This is a genomic window from Micromonospora humidisoli, assembly GCF_016900955.1.
Lineage (GTDB): Bacteria > Actinomycetota > Actinomycetes > Mycobacteriales > Micromonosporaceae > Micromonospora > Micromonospora wenchangensis.
Map to the genome: position 1 here is coordinate 827,148 of NZ_JAFEUO010000003.1, position 14,869 is coordinate 842,016.

Sequence of the window (14,869 nt, forward strand, 5' to 3'; positions counted from 1 at the left end):
CTACCCGGCTGGGAGGTCGTCGCGCACAGTGATCCGGCAACTACTTGACCGGGCCGTGCAACTCCCCGGGCCGGTGCCTCCGTTCTACCTCCGGCACAAGGAGGCAGCCGACGTGAGAGCCGAAGACGAACAGGCGTTCCGCGAGTTCGTGACGTCCCAGATGGCGTCGCTGCGCAAGCTGGCGTACATGACCTGCGGTGACTGGCACGCGGCCGAGGACGCCGTGGCCAACGCCCTGGTCAAGCTCTATCCCCGCTGGCGGAAGCTGGAACGGCCCGATCTCTACGTCAAGACCATGGTCTACCGGGCGGCGGTCGACGAGACCCGGCGGCCGTGGCGGCGGGAGCGGTCGTCCGGTGACGCCATGCCGGACGTCGCGCTGCGCGACCCGGCCGACGCGACCGACGAGCGGATGCGGCTGCGGGCCGCGCTCGACGCCGTACCGGCCCGGCAGCGGGCCGCCGTCGTGCTCCGGCACTACCTGGGCCTGAGCCTGGAGGACACGGCAGGCGTCCTCGACTGCACGGTGGGCACCGCCAAGAGCCAGGTATCCCGCGGTCTGGCCAAGCTGCGCGAGTCGCTCGCTGCCGAACGCATCAATCTCACCGGGAATTCGATCGAGGAGTTGACCAGTGCAGTTGCATGAATTGGTGGACGCGGTGACCGGTCAGGAGCCACCGATGACCCGTACCGCCGACGACATCGTCGCGGCGGGACGCCGGGCGCAGCGGCGACGCCGGGCCGGGTTCGCCTCGGCCGGCGCGGCCGGCCTGGTCGTGGTCGCGGTCGCCGGCGCGTTCGCGCTGCCGACCCTGGGCGCCGGGCGGGACACCACCGCCGCGCCGCCCCCGGTGGGTGCGGCGGCCGCCGCACCCACCGAGGCCCGCTGGGCCGACGCCCCGCCGTTCACCTTCACCTTCCAGGGGTACGACGCGGGCCCGCTGCACGTGCAGGACCCGATCGTCGCGTCGGTCGGTTACCAGATCGCCTCGGTCTACTCCGACGGCCACATCTCGAACGACAAGCCGGTCACCGCCGACGAGATCGAGGCGGGCGGCGACCCCATCGAGCAGAAGAAGCGGGCGGCCGGGGGCAAGCCCAGCCTGTGGGCGTACCTGACCGTCTACCGGCCGGGCGTCTTCGACCCGGCCGGGATCAAGAACGGCAGGAAGGTCACCGTGGCCGGGCACCGGGCCGTGCAGGCGACCCTGCCGGTCGGCCTCGACCCGAGCAAGCCGGTCGACGAGGGCAACAAGCTGCTCGCCTGGGAGTACGCGCCCAACGCGTGGGCGGCGGTGACGTCGATCTCCAGCTCCGTGGCCTCGCCCAGCTTCCAGGACCTCGGCGGCCTGGTCGGCGGTCTGAAGCCCAGCCGGCCGAAGCCGGCCACGGTGCCGTTCACCGTGGGCTACGTGCCGGCCGGCTACCGGCCGTTGCAGTCCGGCACGCACGCCATGCCCGGCCTCAGCGGCATCGCCGCGGCCCGCGCCGGTGACTTCGGCGGCGCGACGTACACCCGGCCGGCCGCGCCCACCTCGGGCCTGACCGCGCCCTACGACCAGGCCGAGAACGGCATCAAGGACGGCTTCCACATCTTCGTCACGCCGGCCGGCAGCTCGAACCAGTCCCCGGAGCCGGGTGTGACGAAGTGCTACCCCGGCTCGGACCGGCGGGCCCCGGGTGACGGTGCCGGAGGCGGCGGCTTCTGCAACATCTGGAACGCCGACGGCACGGTCGTCCTCCAGGTCAGCGGGATGGGCCTGGGCAACAAGCTGCCGCTGGCCGAGCTGGAGAAGGTCGCCAAGGGCATCAGGGTCGCCGACGTCAGGGACGAGTCGACCTGGACCCCGGCCGCGCAGGCCCTCCGGCCGTAACGGAACCTTCCCCTCCGGCGGGTCGGCCGGCGGCAGGGATCGGGACCGGCCGCCCCCTCCGGCGACCGATCGGGACCGGCCGCCACCGGCGACAGCGGCACCGCGCACGACGGCGGTGCCGCTGTCGCCGTGTGTGGGCGACGTCGCCCCGATCCCGCGCCGGAAGGTGGACACGGCACCGCCCAGGAAGTGGAATAGCCCTTCCATTTGGAATTTCTATTCCACTTGGCTGTCGGCCGGCTCCACCACCACACCCCGAGATGAAGGCGCAGCCCATGACGGCTCTCCCCGACGACCTGGTCGCGGTCCTGCACGGTACGGCGATCTGCTTCGTGACCACGCTCATGCCCGACGGGTCACCGCAGATCTCCCAGACCTGGGTGGGCACCGACGGCGAGCACGTGCTGGTCAACACCGTGGACACCCACCAGAAGACCCGCAACGTACGACGCGACCCGCGGGTCGCCATCGGCGTCGCCGACCCCGCCGCCCCGGCCCGGTACTGGGCGCTGCGCGGCAGCGTGGTGGACATCTCCACCGCCGGTGCCCGCGAGCACATCGACGAGTTGTCCCGCAAGTACCTCGGTCGCCCCTATCCCGGTTTCGGCGGTGGTGGGCAGCAGCGGGTCCTGCTCACCGTGAAGGTCGACCGGGTGCACACACCGTGACCCGGTGAGCGGGGTCGCCGCCTCCCTGTTCCGGTCGCCGCACCCCGCACCGGCGTTACGCTGCCGTCCGGCCCGCCCAGCCCGTGAAGTTGGTCGATGTCTTAATGGGTGGGCCGTACGTCTTGGCAGCGGCGCACGCCTCGGCTACCGTCGTGGGAACGCTCCCATGTAGAAACATCTATGTGATCAGGAGGCAACACGTCGTGGCTACCCTCTCCTCGCTCCGCCGCAGATCGGTGGCGGCCTTCAGCGTGGCGGCCGTCGCGGGCGTCACCGCCGCCGGCGTAGTCCTCGCCGGTGGCACCGCCTCCGCCGGGACGATATCCGGACCGCTCTACCGCGACCCGACGACGGCCGTCGTCCGCTGGGTCGCCGCCAACCCCGGCGACTCGCGGGTCGGCGTCATCCGTGACAAGATCGCCAGCCAGCCGCAGGCCCGGTGGTTCGCCAACTTCAACCCGTCAACCGCGCAGTCCGAGGCCGCGTCGTTCGTCGGCGCCGCCAACTCCGCGGGGCAGATCCCGGTGCTCTCGATCTACGAGATCACCAACCGGGACTGCGGCGGGGCCAGCGCCGGGGGCGCGCCCGACCTCAACCAGTACCAGACCTGGGTGTCGAACTTCGCCCGGGGGCTGGGCAACCAGACGGTCATCATCATCCTGGAGACCGACTCGCTCGCCCTGCTGACCTGCCTGAACAGCAACGAGATCAACGCCCGCAACCAGGCGATCTCGACGGCCACCCGGACCCTCAAGGCGGCCAACCCCAACGCCAAGGTCTACCTCGACGGCGGCCACTCCACCTGGAACAGCGCCAACGAGACGGCCAACCGCCTGCGCGCGGCCGGCGTGCAGTACGCCGACGGCTTCTTCACCAACGTGTCGAACTTCAACCCCACCTCCAGTGAGGCGAACTTCGGCCGGAACGTCATCAACGCCCTCAACGGCATGGGCATCTCGGGCAAGCGCCAGGTCATCGACACCAGCCGCAACGGCGGAGCCAGCGGTGACTGGTGCGGCGACGACAACACCGACCGGCGTATCGGGCAGTACCCGACGACCAACACCGGCGACAACAACATCGACGCGTACCTCTGGGTGAAGCCGCCGGGCGAGGCCGACGGCTGCCGATACACCGCCGGTTCCTTCCAGCCGGACCTGGCCTTCAGTCTGGCCAACGGCGCACCCAACCCGCCGGTGACGACCCCGCCGACCACCGCGCCGCCCACCACGGCCCCGCCGACGACCCCGCCCCCCACCACGGCGCCCCCCACCACGCCGCCGCCGGCCGGCAACGGCTGCACCGCGTCGGTGGTGGTCAACCAGTGGAACGGCGGCTTCACGGCGAGCGTTACGGTCACCGCCGGCGCCACCGCCCTCAACGGCTGGAACGTCAGCATCAGCCTGCCCGGCGGTGCCAGCGTCACCAGCACCTGGAGCGCACAGTCCAGCGGCACCAGCGGGACCGTCCGGTTCACCAACGTGAGCTACAACGGGCAGGTCGGTGCCGGGCAGTCGACCAACTTCGGCTTCCAGGGCAACGGCACCGGCCCCGGTGCCACGGCCACCTGCGCGGCCAGCTGACCGGTCCGACGGCGACGGCCCGGCGCGGAGCACCCTTCCGCGCCGGGCCGTCCGCCGTCCGCTCGCTGCGGCCCGGCCGCAGGCTAGACAGGAGAGGGGATCTCACACACCAGGAGATCTTCCAACGGTACGTCTACGCCGGCGCGGGTCACCCGCAGCGGAGGGAACACCGGCCCGGTGGCCTCACCTCCGGGCGGTGAGCACGTCGATCTCGCAGCCCGGAGCGGCCGGGTCGAAGCCGTGTTCCGTCAGCCAGCGGATCGTCAGCAGGCTCCGCGCCGACCACCACGCCCGGATGACGTCGACGTCGACCTCGGTGCCGTAGCCGGCGACGACGTCACCCAGGTGCTCCTCGTGACCGAGCGTCAGGATGGCGAGGTCGTACAGGGCGTCGCCGGGGCCCGCCTCGGACCAGTCGAGCACGCCGGTGACCTCGTCGTGCTCGACGAACACGTGCGCGGTCTGCAGGTCGCCGTGCATGAACACCGGGGTCCACGGCCGCAGCGCGGCCTCGGCGACCCGACGGTTACGGGCGACCAGATCGGCGGGGAGGACGCCGTTCGTGACGAGCCACCGGCACTCCCCGTCGAGGCGTGCCGCCAGGTCGTCGAGGTGACGACCGGGCCAGGGCGGCAGCGGGGCGTCGTGCAGCCTGCGTACGGCGGCACCGGCCGCGGCCCACGCGGCGGGCGACGCGGTCGACGGTTCGCCGAGCTGGCCCAGTGGCCGCCCGGGAAGGGCGGCGAGCGCGAGCACGGGCGGCCTGTGCCATCGGATCTCCGGCGTGGGGACCGGTGCCAGCGCCATCGCCTCGACCTCGACGGCGGTGCGCGTCGGATCGGAGTCGATCTTGAGGAACAGGTCGCCGACGCGCAGAGTCGCGCGCTCCTGATGGGCGACGACCACCTCGACCCCTGCCACGCCGGTCAGTCTCGCGTAGACATCCGTCGACGTCACCTGGTTTGTGCCGCCGGCCGGACGGTCGCCCTCAGGCCGTGAGGACGACCGTCTTGCCGGGCAGCTCACCCGCGCCGGCCCGGGCGTGCAGCGCGGGCAGCTCGGCAAGCGGCACCCGCTGGGCCACCTCGACGTGCAACTCGCCGGTGCCCACCCGCGCCGCCAGGTCGGCGAGCTGGTCGGCGTCGCTGCGGACGAACAGGTCGATGCCGCGTACGCCACGCGCCCCGTCGGAAGGGGCGGGCATCCAGACGGTGGTGTTGACCAGGGTTCCACCGTCACGGATCAGCGTGACCAGGGCGGCGAGCTGCTCCGGGGCGACCGGGGCGAGGTTGAGCACCAGGTCGACCGGCTCGGTCACCGCCGCCGTCACGTCGGTGCTGGTGTGGTCGACCACCTCGTCGGCCCCGGCGGCCCGGACCCGGTCGGCGCTGCGGGGGCTGGCCGTGGCGATCACCCGGGCACCGGCCTCCTTCGCCAACTGCACGGCGTATCCGCCGACCGCGCCGCCGGCCCCGTTGACCAGCACCCGCTGGCCGGCGGTCAGCCTGCCGTGGTCGAACAGCGCCTGCCACGCCGTCAGCCCCACCAGCGGAAGCGCCGCCGCATCGGCCAACGGGATGTTCCCCGGCGCCCCGGTCAGGATCTCCGCCGGCGCGATCACGTACTCCGCCGCCGCCCCGGTCCCCGTCATCGGCAGGAAGCCGATGACCCGGTCGCCGACCGCGATGTCGGTCACCTCGGGACCGACCGCGTCGACCGTGCCGGCGACGTCGAGGCCGGGAGTGTGGGGCAGCTCGACCGGGATCGGGCCCTGCATGAAGCCCGCGCGGATGTTGCCGTCGACGCCGTTGAACGACGTCGCGGCGACCCGGATGCGGACCTGACCGACACCGGGGACGGGCTGCTCGACGTCCTCGTAGCGGAGCACCTCGGGGCCGCCGAACTCGTGAAAACGCACTGCCTTCATTGCCTGACCTGCTTTCCTGGACGCCGTCGGTGAGCCTCGGGCGCGAAGCGGTGCCGTCGCGGCAGCGCCGCGCGGTGCGGAGGCATCCGGCCCGGTGTCACCAGGGTCGCCCGGAGGCAGCCGCCGGATCCGCGGTCGCCGGATACGTCACCCAATCTGGCAGGAACCGGCGCGGTCAGCCTGGGCCAGGTTGGCCCACCCTGATGACGGCCGGCTCACCGGCGTCGTCGACGATCTCGGCGAGCCGCGCCGCATCGGCCGAACGCGGTGCCGCGGTGAGCATCAGGGCCGCCAGATCGTCACCCGGGATGGTGACCAGGCTGCCGACGAGGGTGACGACACCGCCGTCCGGATGGACGAACGCGGCGCTGCTCTCGTAGGCCGTCACCGGACGCGGCTCCCGCCACAGGGTGTCGAACAGACCGCTGCGGCTGCGCATCTCGTCCACCAGCCCGGCGAGGGAGGCATCGGCCGGGTAACGCAGCACCGCGCTGCGCAGCCGGGCGACGAGGACCGCCTCGTGATCGGTCGCCTCGGCCGCCGACTGCCGGAAACCACGGAACGGATCGCAGAACGTACGCCAGGCGACGTTCCACTGCCACGGGTCCCCGGTGAGTTCCCAGTGCCCCAGGGCCAGGAACGCGGTGTTCACGGCGACCAGGTTCATCGCCGCGTCGGAGACGAACATCGGGGTGTCGGTGAACCGCTCCAGCAGCCGCATCGCGCCCGGACCGATCTCGTCGGGCACCCGCCCGTCCGCGGCGGCGTACCCGGCCAGCGCGCAGAGCCGCTCGTACTCCGCCCGCCCGACCCGCAGCGCACGGGCGATGGCGTGCACCACCCCGGCCGACGGATGACTGCGCCCCTGCTCCAACCGGCGTACGTAGTCCGCCGACATGCCCGCCAGCTCGCCGAGTTCCTCCCGCCGCAACCCCTGCACCCGCCGCCGGCCGACCGGCAGCCCGACCGTCGCCGGCGTCGTGCTCTCCCGCAACTGGCGCACCGCGACGCCGAACTCGTGACGTTCCACGGTCCCAGTCTGCCCCGACCGGCCGGACCGCAGGTCGCGGGTGGTCCCGGGGGTTATCCCCGGTACGACGGCGGGTGGAAGCCGCCTTCTGTCGCCCCTGTCGCGCTCCTAGCGTGGGAACGACCGAGGGCGGCCGCAGGCGCAGCCCCGGTTTCCCGAGGAGCCCGTTCATGGCACGGAGAATCCGCACAGCCCTGTTCGCCGCGTTGGTCGCCGGCTGTCTGACCCTGACGAACGCGGCACCCACCTTCGCCGCCGGCACCGTCGAGCCGTCCACCCGGCATCCAGGTGACGGGCCGACCTGGCGTCCGGGTGACGGCCCGGCCCGGCTGAGACTGCCGACGCCGACCGGGCCCTATCCGGTGGGCACCGTCGACCTGCACCTGGTCGACCGCTCCCGCACCGACCCGTGGGCGACCACCCCGGCCTCCCGCGAGCTGATGGTCAGCCTCTGGTATCCGGCCACCGACGTGGACCGCTTCCCCCGGGCACCCCACATGCTGCCCGGCGCGGCGGCCCACTTCGGCAGCGCCGACGGGGTCGGGACCAGCCTGTACGACATACCGGCGGGCGCGGTGGACTTCGCCGCCACCCGGACCAGCGGTCACCGGGGTGCGCCGATGGCGCGGCGCGCGCGACCGTTCCCCGTGGTGTTGTACTCCCCCGGGGCCGGCGACCCGCGGACCTGGAACACCACGGTGGTGCAGGACCTCGCCAGCCGGGGGTACGTGGTGGTGACCGTCGACCACACCTACGAGACGTCCGAGGTGGAGTTTCCCGACGGCCGGGTCCTCACCACCGTGTTGCCGCAGCTCTTCGAGCAGGCGCAGCAGCCCGACGACTTCCAGCGACTCGCGGCCCGTGTGTTCGACACCCGGGTCGCGGACATCCGCTTCGTGCTCGACCAGCTGGCTGCCCTGCACCGGGGTGGCAACCCGGACGCGGAGGGCCGGCCGCTGCCCCGGGGCGTGGCGGGCGGCCTGGACCTGCGCCGGGCGGGCATGTTCGGTGTCTCGGCGGGCGGGATCACCGCTCTGCAGGTGATGAGCGAGGACTCCCGGATCAGGGCCGCGATCGACATGGACGGCAGCATCGAGTCACCGATCGTCCCGGATGCCCTCCGGTTGTGGCCGGTGACCCGTACCGGTCTGGACCGGCCGTTCATGTTCGTCGGTGACGCCGGCACCGACCACCGGCAGACGCCGTCCTGGCGGATGCTGTGGGACAACAGCACCGGTTGGCGGGTCGACCTGCGGCTCGACGGGGCGCCCAGCGAGGACGCGTACAAGGACATCGTGCCGCTGCTTCCGCAGATCGCCCGGCAACTCGGCCTTCCCGACAGCTTCGTCACCGAGACCATCGGCACCCTCGACCCGGCCCGCGCCGTCCGCACCCAGGAGACCCTGGTCACCGCCTTCTTCGACAGGTGGTTGCGCGGCCGGGACGGGCACCTGCTGGACGGTCCGTCGCCCCGACTGCCCGGCGTCACCTTCATCCCCTGACCCGCGAACCACCCCGCCGGCCGGTGGCCCTTCGGCTGCCGGCCGGCGTTCGTGTCGGTCGCCGGCCGACGGGCATGCACGCCGGCCGGCGTCGGACCGGGCACGGTCAGCCGCCGAGGTGGCGCAGGACGGCCAGCACCCGGCGGTTGTCGCCGTCCGAGGCCGGCAGCCCGAGCTTCGCGAAGATGTTCGCCACGTGCTTCTCCACCACCCCGGGGGTGATGGCGAGCGCCGCCGCGATGCCGGCGTTGGACCGGCCCTCGGCCATCGCCGAGAGCACCGCACGCTCGCGGGGGGTCAGCGACGCCAGCCCCGCCACGTCCCGCCCGGCCCGCATCAGGTGACCGACCACCTCCGGATCGAGCGCGGTGCCGCCGGCCGCCACCCGGGTCAGCGCCTCCACGAAGTCGGCGACGTCGGCTACCCGGTCCTTGAGCAGGTAGCCGACCCCGCTGGGCCGGTCGGTGAGCAGGCGGGTCGCGTAGCGGGTCTCGACGTACTGGGAGAACACCAGCACCCCGACCTCGGGATGGTCGCGGCGGATGTCGATCGCGGCACGCAGCCCCTCGTCGGTGTGCGTCGGCGGCATCCGGATGTCGACCACTGCCACGTCCGGCAGGGCGTCGGCGACGGCCGACCGTAACGAGTCCGCGTCGGTCACCGCCGCGCAGACCTGGAAGCCACGGTCGGTGAGCAGCCGGACCAACCCCTCGCGCATCATCGCGGCGTCCTCCGCGATCACCACCCGCATGCCGTCGCCTCCCATTCACACCTGTGTGGGTAGCTCGATCTCGACCCGGGTGGGCCCGCCGACCGGGCTGTGCACCATCATCCGGCCGTCCACGACGGTGATGCGGCGGGCCAGCCCGGTCAGGCCGGGGCCGGCCGGGTCCGCCCCGCCGGTGCCGTCGTCGGTGACACCGAGCGTCAGACTGCGGCCGGTGCCGACGACACCGAGCCGGACCCGGGTCGCGTTGCTGTGCTTCGCGGCGTTGGCGAGCAGTTCGGCCGCGCAGAAGTAGGCGATCGTCTCGATCGCGGGCGCCGGCCGGTCGGGCAGCTCGACCGTCACCGTGACCGGGAGCGCGCTGCTGGAGGCCAGCGTCGCCAGCGCGTCGCCGAGACCGTTGTCGAGCGCCGGTGGGTGGATGCCGCGCACCAGGTCGCGCAGGTCGGCGAGGGCGTCCTTCGCGCCCTGGTGGGCGAGGGCGACCAGCTCGCGGGCCTGCACGAGGTCGGGTGGCGGGCCGTCGACACCGAGCTTCTCGGTGGCCATGCCGAGGTTCATGGCCAGCGTCGCCAGCCGGATCTGCGCGCCGTCGTGCAGGTCCCGTTCCAGCCGGCGCATCATCGTGGCCGCGTCGTCGATGGCCTGGGCCCGGCTGACCTGGAGCTGCCGCACCCGTTCGGCGAGCCGGCGCGGACCGAGCAGCCACCGCATCGCCGCCAGGTCGGCCGTCGTGCCGATCCGCATCAGCGTCGGTGCCACCAGGAGCATGGCCAGACCGGCCGCCGCGATGAGGAACGTGCCGGCGAGCGTGCGCGCGCCGATGGGGCCGAACGGGGTCAGCGCCAACACCGGCCCGAGGCGGGTGCCGGGCGGGTGGTTGCGGAACAGCGGCCACCACAGCGGGTAGCTGAGGTTGACCGGCCCGAACACGTAACAGAACACGCCGTAGCCCTGCGGGACGGCCAGCGGCACCTTGAGCAGGGCGTACCCGCAGGCCCGCCAGCCCGGCCCGTCGGTGACCAGCGCACCGGGCCGCCGCGACGACCGTGGCGGCGGAGCTTCCAGGTGTACGCCGAGCAGCCGGGACGCGAGCCGGCGGTGCACCGCTCCCGTCGCGCGCCCGGCCGGGGCGGCCAACACGACCAGCAGCGCGACGGTGAGCGGGAACAGCACCAGGAACAGCGGCGCGACGGTGGGGGCGGGCTCACGGGACATGGCCCCGGTGGCCCACAGGACGAGGGCACCCACGGCGGGCACGAGCATCGGTGCGGCCAGGACCGTGACCGCGCTGAGCACACCGACCACGCAGAACACGGCCTGACGCAGGACGGGTCCGGTGAACGGTGCGCGCAGCGCGGTCATCGGCCCATTCTGGCCGATGACCGCGCTGCTGCCTGTTCCGTTGCGACCGGCCCGGTCGTGGTCGGCCCCGTTGTCGTCGGCCCGTGGGTCACGCATCCCGGGAGCGGAGCAGGATGCCACCGCACAGGATCGCCACCGCCGCGTACCCGCACATCAGCAGCACGCTGACCCACCCGGTGAACAGCCCGGACCCGGGCGAGAGCACCGCCACCGAGTTGAGCAGCATCAGCAGCGGCATGAAGCGTCCGACGGCGACGCCGTGCTCGCCGAACAGCCCGACCACGATCGTGGGGACGAACATCAGACCGAACAGCATGCCGATCGCCGCCCCCGAATGCCGCACCAACGCCCCGATACCCACCCCGATCAGCGCCGTGGCGGCCAGATAACCGCCGGTCAGCAGGACCGCCCGCAGGACCGCCGGGTCCCCGAGGGAAGCGGTCGGGATGGCGGTACCACGGATCGCGAGCTGCCCGCCCAGATAGCCGGCGAACGTCCCGGCCATGCCGACGGTGAGAGCCGCGCCACCGCACACGGCGGCCTTCGCCGAAAGGACCGTCCGACGCCGCGGTACGGCGGCGAACGTCGACCGGATCTGCCCGGTGCCGTACTCGCCGGTCACCAGCAGGACGCCGAGCACGCCCAGGAACAGTTGGGCCAGGAGGGCGCCGCTGAGACTGTTGTTCAGGATCTGGGCGGTGGTGGCGACCGGCGTGTGGGACCGGTAGCCGAGGCCCACCCCCACCCCGGTCGCCGCCATCGACAGCACCGTCGCGACCGTCAGCCACCACGTCGACCGGACGCTGCTCAGCTTGATCCATTCCATCCGGGCCACCTGCCGGAATCCGTAGCCGTTCATGACACCTCCGTGCCGCGGTAGTCGGTGGTCTGCGAGGTGAGCCGGAAGAACGCGTCCTCCAGCGTGTCGTGGCGGCCGGCGAGTTCGGCGACGGTGGTCTCCGCCAGCAGTTCGCCCCGGCCGATGACCACCAGCTGGTCCGCGGTCAACGCCATCTCGGCGATCAGGTGGCTGGACACGAACACCGTCCGACCCTCGGCGGCGAGTGCGCGCAGCAGGCTCCGGATCCAGCGGATGCCCTCCGGGTCCAGCCCGTTGACCGGCTCGTCGAGCAGCAGGACCCCCGGGTCGCCGAGCAACGCCACCGCGACGCCTAACCGCTGGCGCATGCCGAGCGAGTAGGTGCCGGTGCGCCGCTTCGCCGCATCGGACAGACCCACGAGGCGCAACACCTGATCGACGCGCGATCGGGGGATGTCGTTGCTGGCGGCGAGCGCGGCCAGGTGCGCGTAGCCGCTGCGACCGGGGTGGAACGCCCCGGCGTCGAGGAGTGCGCCGACCGACCTCAACGGCCACGTCAGCTTCGCGTACGGCACACCGCCGATCAGTGCCTCCCCATGGTCCGGGGCGTCCAGCCCGAGGATCATCCGCATCGTCGTCGACTTGCCGGACCCGTTCGGGCCGAGGAAGCCGGTCACCACCCCCGGCTGTACCCGGACGGTCAGCCCGTTCACGGCGACCCGGTCCCCGTACCTCTTGGTCAACTCCCGTAGTTCGATCACCAGATCGACGTTAGGCAACAGCGTCCGCGGTCAGAAGCCGGCAGGCACCCGGCTCCGCCTGGCGGTTTTCCCCCAGCTCCCGGTTTCGCCGGGCGTCCGGGTGTTTTCCGGCGTGGTCGATCCAGCCCGGACCGTGTCATGCTGCACGGGCCCCGACGGGAGGACGACGATGGCTGCTGGCGATGCCGTACAGGTGCGGCCGAGGCGAGGATCGCTGCGACCGCTGCTGTCCGGGGCGACGCTGGTCGCGGTCCTGGCGTTGCTGTTCGGGCTGCCGTGGTGGACGTTGACGGTGGCGGCGCGCTGGCCGACGCCCGTGCAGGCCGCCGGCACGACCCTGTTCGTGGTCGCGCTCGTCGCGTTCCCCGTACTGATGTATCTCGGGCACGGCCGCCGGCGGCTGGACGCGGCGGCCCGCGCCGGGGACACCCTGCTCGGCCTGGTGTGGATCCTGTTCGTCTGGGCGCTGATCGGCAACGTCGCCCGGCTCCCGCTGGCCGCGATGGGGGTCGCCGATCCGGCGCGGTCCCGGTTCGTGGCGGCCGGTGCGGCGGTCGTCGCGGTCGTCCTGGCCGTCTGGGGTTACGTCGAGGCGATGCGGGTGCCCCGGGTCCGGCGGGTGGAGGTCACCATCGACCGGCTGGGAGCCGGTCTCGACGGGGTCCGGGTGGTGCTGCTGACCGACACCCACTACGGCCCGATCGACCGGGCCCGCTGGTCCGCCCGGACGATCGAGGTGGTCAACGGCCTGGCCCCCGACATCGTCTGCCACACCGGCGACATCGCCGACGGCACCGTCGACCAGCGCCGGGCGCAGGCGGCGCCGCTGGGCACCGTGCAGGCCCGGCTGGCCCGGGTGTACGTGACGGGCAACCACGAGTACTACGGCCAGGCGCAGGGCTGGGTCGAGCACATGCGGGCACTCGGCTGGGAGCCCCTGCACAACCGGCACCTCGTGGTGGAGCGGGACGACGCCCGGCTCGTCGTCGCCGGGGTGGATGACCTGACCGCCGCCTCCTCCGGCGTCGCCGGGCACCGCGCCGACCACGCCGCGGCGCTCGCCGGCACCGACCCGCGGTTGCCGGTGCTGCTGCTGGCGCACCAGCCGAAGCAGATCGGCGACGCGGTCGCGGCCGGCGTGGATCTGCAACTGTCCGGGCACACCCACGGCGGCCAGATGTGGCCGTTCCACTACCTGGTCCGGCTCGACCAGCCGGTCGTCCAGGGCCTGAGCCGGCACGGCAGGACCCAGCTCTACACGAGCCGGGGGACCGGCTTCTGGGGCCCGCCGTTCCGGATCTTCGCGCCGAGCGAGATCACCCTGCTCACCCTCCGGGCCGGGTAGTGCTCCAGCCACACCTGGCCGGACGGACGAGGCCGCAGGTCTGATCCGGGTCGGCGAGCGCACCCTGTCCGAGGGCGACCTGGTGACGATCGACGGTACCGGCGGCGCGGTCATCACCGGGCGGCGCGGACCGGTCGACCCGGGTGGCCCCGGTCCGGGCGAGCGGTTTCGGCCCGGTCGCGCACCGCAGAAACAGCGCCGTGGTCGATGGTCCCGCAAGGGATGACCACCGTCGTACGGCCGACCGGGGTGTTCTCACCATTCACTGCGAGTTGAGAAATTCCGGTTGACAGGTCTCCGACAACTCGTCGGTCGGATCGTGCATTGTGTAAACACTTTGTTTCGCGGCACTTGGCGGACTCTGAGGTCGTGTCATCTGTGCAGTGGTAACGCCGCGGGCGGCGCGTCGATAAAGATCAACGTTTGGGTGTCCGCGCCCCGCCGATCACTGCGCACACCACCGCCGGGGTGGTGAACGGGCAGCCGGTCACCACCGGTGACCATGGCCGGGCGCAGCACGTTCGGGGGTCGGTGCGGCGGCGCGATCTCGGCAAGTGCTGACGGCATCAGCGGGTGCTGCTGAATGCCGGGCCCGGGTCGCCCGGGCGGCGGCCGGAAATCCTAATGGTCCGGCGGGTAGCTGCGGCGGCGACCCTGCGGGTGTCCTGAATATGGGAAAGTATGTGTATCGTAGCAGCTCAAATGGCATATGTGGGCGAATGGCCGGGCGGCGTCGGGGCATTGGTGGGCGCGGGTCGGTGGATACGTACGTGAATCTTGCCAAATGGGTGCGGGGCGGTGTGGGAGCGACGTTTTTCCCACTCGCATTTATCCGTTTTCGACACGCATCGCCCCATGGTCCCCGGTTCGTCGGAGGATAGGCCCGGCTGCTCCGGCCGGGGTGGCGCTCGGGCGTGGGTGTGGTCCGGGCGGGTGTGGCGGCAGGGGATGCCCCGGCTGGCCGCCGGGCGGTCCATCGGGGCCGAGTTTGCTCGCTGCGGTGCTGATCAGAGGCGGTAAGGCCGCTGCTGGTCGGGCGTCGGCCGGCCGGCGTCCGGTCGAGGGGCTGGCCGCCCGGGCGGGATTCGGCGGTGGGTCCGGCCCGAGCGGGTGAGCGCTGTCGACCGGCACCGGTCCCGTCGTGGGGGTGCCAATGGCGCACCCGTATCGGTTGCCACCAGCGGATATTCGGAAGAACAGTGGCCGGCGGCCAGAGAAATTCGAGGATCGGTCGAGGGTGGCTCGGCGCCTCATCCTGCGCACCGTT

13 protein-coding genes are annotated in these 14,869 nt (G+C 72.5%); 6 read left to right on the plus strand and 7 right to left on the minus strand.

Annotated features, from left to right (window positions below):
- Positions 1-112 precede the first annotated feature (112 nt).
- The 4 genes from JQN84_RS14660 to JQN84_RS14675 all read left to right on the plus strand — a co-directional run bounded on the left by JQN84_RS14660 (position 113) and on the right by JQN84_RS14675 (position 4,125).
- Positions 113-646, plus strand: a complete 534-nt coding sequence (locus JQN84_RS14660) for a SigE family RNA polymerase sigma factor (protein ID WP_204958876.1) — start codon at positions 113-115, stop codon at positions 644-646.
- Positions 633-1,874, plus strand: coding sequence for a hypothetical protein (locus JQN84_RS14665; protein WP_204958877.1), 1,242 nt, complete (start codon positions 633-635; stop codon positions 1,872-1,874). The genes JQN84_RS14660 and JQN84_RS14665 overlap by 14 nt, the downstream gene beginning before the upstream one ends.
- Positions 1,875-2,149: 275 nt before the next feature.
- Complete coding sequence (locus tag JQN84_RS14670) at positions 2,150-2,542, plus strand: PPOX class F420-dependent oxidoreductase (protein WP_204958878.1); 393 nt, start codon at positions 2,150-2,152, stop codon at positions 2,540-2,542.
- 203 nt (positions 2,543-2,745) lie between these two features.
- Positions 2,746-4,125 (plus strand): glycoside hydrolase family 6 protein, encoded by a 1,380-nt coding sequence (locus tag JQN84_RS14675; RefSeq protein WP_307821215.1) that lies wholly within the window; start codon positions 2,746-2,748, stop codon positions 4,123-4,125.
- A gap of 183 nt (positions 4,126-4,308) precedes the next feature.
- On the opposite strand, the gene JQN84_RS14680 is transcribed toward JQN84_RS14675, so the two are convergent.
- From JQN84_RS14680 to JQN84_RS14690, 3 genes are all read right to left on the minus strand, one after another.
- Positions 4,309-5,046 carry a phosphotransferase family protein gene (locus JQN84_RS14680; protein WP_307821216.1) on the minus strand — a complete coding sequence of 246 codons (738 nt, stop codon included), beginning with the start codon at positions 5,044-5,046 and terminating at the stop codon, positions 4,309-4,311.
- 67 nt (positions 5,047-5,113) lie between these two features.
- Entirely contained in the window at positions 5,114-6,052 is a 939-nt protein-coding gene (locus JQN84_RS14685) for an NADP-dependent oxidoreductase (RefSeq protein WP_204958879.1), read from the minus strand.
- A 175-nt stretch (positions 6,053-6,227) separates the two neighbouring features.
- A complete protein-coding gene (locus tag JQN84_RS14690; protein ID WP_204958880.1) occupies positions 6,228-7,082 on the minus strand; it encodes a helix-turn-helix domain-containing protein in 855 nt (284 codons plus the stop codon).
- A 170-nt stretch (positions 7,083-7,252) separates the two neighbouring features.
- Between JQN84_RS14690 and JQN84_RS14695 the strand changes: the two genes are divergently transcribed.
- Positions 7,253-8,584, plus strand: coding sequence for an alpha/beta hydrolase family protein (locus tag JQN84_RS14695; RefSeq protein WP_204958881.1), 1,332 nt, complete (start codon positions 7,253-7,255; stop codon positions 8,582-8,584).
- Between the two features lie 106 nt (positions 8,585-8,690).
- Here the strand turns inward: JQN84_RS14695 and JQN84_RS14700 are convergent, their stop codons facing one another.
- Genes JQN84_RS14700 through JQN84_RS14715 form a run of 4 tightly spaced genes read right to left on the minus strand, consistent with a single transcriptional unit; the run spans position 8,691 to position 12,257 of the window.
- Entirely contained in the window at positions 8,691-9,335 is a 645-nt protein-coding gene (locus tag JQN84_RS14700) for a response regulator transcription factor (protein WP_204958988.1), read from the minus strand.
- 15 nt (positions 9,336-9,350) lie between these two features.
- Positions 9,351-10,772 carry a sensor histidine kinase gene (locus JQN84_RS14705; protein ID WP_239485296.1) on the minus strand — a complete coding sequence of 474 codons (1,422 nt, stop codon included), beginning with the start codon at positions 10,770-10,772 and terminating at the stop codon, positions 9,351-9,353.
- Positions 10,765-11,535, minus strand: coding sequence for an ABC transporter permease (locus JQN84_RS14710; protein ID WP_204958882.1), 771 nt, complete (start codon positions 11,533-11,535; stop codon positions 10,765-10,767). The genes JQN84_RS14705 and JQN84_RS14710 overlap by 8 nt, the downstream gene beginning before the upstream one ends.
- Positions 11,532-12,257 carry an ABC transporter ATP-binding protein gene (locus JQN84_RS14715; RefSeq protein ID WP_204958883.1) on the minus strand — a complete coding sequence of 242 codons (726 nt, stop codon included), beginning with the start codon at positions 12,255-12,257 and terminating at the stop codon, positions 11,532-11,534. Before JQN84_RS14715 ends, JQN84_RS14710 begins: the two co-directional genes overlap by 4 nt.
- Before the next feature lie 169 nt (positions 12,258-12,426).
- On the opposite strand from JQN84_RS14715, the gene JQN84_RS14720 reads away from it, so the two are divergent.
- Positions 12,427-13,602, plus strand: coding sequence for a metallophosphoesterase (locus JQN84_RS14720; protein WP_204958884.1), 1,176 nt, complete (start codon positions 12,427-12,429; stop codon positions 13,600-13,602).
- Positions 13,603-14,869 lie beyond the last annotated feature (1,267 nt).

What these genes read in the sequence shown, in the direction of transcription:
- JQN84_RS14670 (WP_204958878.1), top strand. Translation starts at nt 2,150, where the DNA reads ATGACGGCTCTCCCCGACGACCTGGTCGCGGTCCTGCACGGTACGGCG.
- JQN84_RS14685 (WP_204958879.1), bottom strand. Translation starts at nt 6,052, where the DNA reads ATGAAGGCAGTGCGTTTTCACGAGTTCGGCGGCCCCGAGGTGCTCCGC.
- JQN84_RS14695 (WP_204958881.1), top strand. Translation starts at nt 7,253, where the DNA reads ATGGCACGGAGAATCCGCACAGCCCTGTTCGCCGCGTTGGTCGCCGGC.
- JQN84_RS14700 (WP_204958988.1), bottom strand. Translation starts at nt 9,335, where the DNA reads ATGCGGGTGGTGATCGCGGAGGACGCCGCGATGATGCGCGAGGGGTTG.
- JQN84_RS14705 (WP_239485296.1), bottom strand. Translation starts at nt 10,772, where the DNA reads ATGCGTGACCCACGGGCCGACGACAACGGGGCCGACCACGACCGGGCC.
- JQN84_RS14710 (WP_204958882.1), bottom strand. Translation starts at nt 11,535, where the DNA reads ATGAACGGCTACGGATTCCGGCAGGTGGCCCGGATGGAATGGATCAAG.
- JQN84_RS14720 (WP_204958884.1), top strand. Translation starts at nt 12,427, where the DNA reads ATGGCTGCTGGCGATGCCGTACAGGTGCGGCCGAGGCGAGGATCGCTG.